This is a genomic window from Mesorhizobium sp. M1A.F.Ca.IN.020.06.1.1, from assembly GCF_004023265.1.
In the GTDB taxonomy this organism is placed as follows: Bacteria; Pseudomonadota; Alphaproteobacteria; order Rhizobiales; family Rhizobiaceae; genus Mesorhizobium.
The window spans coordinates 1-1,715 of the sequence record NZ_RZSR01001128.1 but is presented as its reverse complement, the minus strand read 5'-3'; the positions used below and the strand labels follow the sequence as shown (position 1 = coordinate 1,715).

General features: G+C 61.5%; 2 protein-coding genes. Both read left to right on the top strand.

What is annotated here, in order from left to right; genetic code table 11:
* Window positions 1-2: 2 nt before the first annotated feature.
* A complete protein-coding gene (locus EOA60_RS31695) occupies window positions 3-680 on the top strand; it encodes an SDR family NAD(P)-dependent oxidoreductase (RefSeq protein ID WP_245502663.1) in 678 nt (225 codons plus the stop codon).
* 50 nt (window positions 681-730) lie between these two features.
* Window positions 731-1,459 (top strand): DsbA family oxidoreductase, encoded by a 729-nt coding sequence (locus tag EOA60_RS31690; protein WP_348627473.1) that lies wholly within the window; start codon window positions 731-733, stop codon window positions 1,457-1,459.
* Window positions 1,460-1,715: the final 256 nt, after the last annotated feature.

Below are 1,715 nucleotides of genomic sequence, written 5' to 3'. Positions count from 1 at the left end.
GGCTGGGTGCCTCCCTCGCCACACGATTTGGACGCGAAGGATATCGGGTTGCGCTCGTCGCGCGACGCGCCGCTCCGCTCCAAGAGCGCGTCGCCGAACTCGCAAGCGCCGGCATCGAGGCTGCCGCCTTTCCAGCCGATCTCACCAATCTGAACGGTATTCCCGCGCTGGTTCGCTCAATTGAGGAGCGCCAGGGTTCAATCGACGTCGCAGTCTATCAGCCCGTCGGAAATGTCGGGTTCGTCCCCGCGGCCGAACTGAATGCAGCGAAGTTCCAGCCGATTGCGAGTATGTTCGCGTTTTCGCCCATCGAGGTTTCACACGCTGTGCTCCCAGGCATGCTGGCACGGGGCGACGGTGCGATCGTGATCGTCGGCGGCCTCACTGCAACGGTGCCGATGCCGGGGCTGAGCGGTGTCGGTCCGGCGATGGCCGCAACTCGCAACTACATCTTCTCGCTAAACGCCGAGGTGATGCCGAAGGGCATTTATGCGGGCACGGTCAACATCGGCGGCGTCATCGACCGCTCGACCGGACTTCGCGCCATGACATCGGCTGGCGCCGAACTCGACCCGAGATATCCCATCCTTGATCCCGATCACATCGCCGACGAACTCTGGTCCCTCGTCACCAGGCGTGACCGGGTCGAAGCGATCCTTCCGCAGAACCCGGCGGCCTGACCACTGAAGGTCGATCGCATGATCGAGGTGGCCTAGCGCCGGGCCAGTAAATCGGATCACTGGAGAAAACCATGAAAGTCGAGATCTGGTCCGATGTGGCCTGCCCCTGGTGCTACATCGCCAAGCATCGGTTCGACAACGCGTTGTCCCGGTTCGAACATCGCGAGCAGGTGGAGGTCATCTGGCGCAGCTACCAGCTCGATCCTGACGCACCTGCCATGTCCAACATGAGCCTCAACGACAGCCTTGCGCAAAAGCACGGCTTGGGTCTTGAGGAGGCTATCGCCATGAACGATCAGATGCGTCGGCTCGGCGCGCAGGAAGGTCTCGATTACGACTTCGATCGGGCGCGCTACGGCAACTCGTTCGATGCGCACCGGCTGATCCACTTCGCACGCCAACGCGGCCTGCAAACGGCGATGGAGGAACGCCTGTTCAGGGCCTATTTCAGCGAGGGTAAAGCGCTAGGCGCAATCGATACCTTGGTCGAGCTTGCCCGGGAGGTCGGCATCAATGCTGAAGACGCGCGTGCAGTCCTTGACGGCAAGGCTTTCGCTGACCAGGTTCGGACAGACACACAGACCGCGCGATTGCTGGGCCTCAAAGGCGTCCCGTTTTTCATAATCGACGAGAAATACGCAATCGCAGGTGCCCAGGCGTCGGAAAGTTTCCGGGATGCGCTTGAGAGAGCCTGGATGGAGACGCATCCGCTCGTCAGCCTTACGGGCACCGACATGGGTGCGGGCTACTGCAAAGACGGCACCTGTGAGATTCCGTAACCAAGCCGGCCCGCTCCCAGACGTCAGCCCGAGAGCAACAGAAATTGCCGCAAGCGGCTGCCGGCGCTCCGATCGCGGAGCCTGGTGGAAGCAGCAGCGGCGAAGTGGCGCTATGCCTTGAGATTCAATTCGCTCTTCAAGAGCTTTATGAAGAACGATACGAGGCCACGTTTTCGCTCGGTGGGTTCGCAGGCCGCCTGGAAAACAGCCTTGTAGCGAAACAGGTCAGGGCGGATCTGGCGAATGCGTCCTTGAG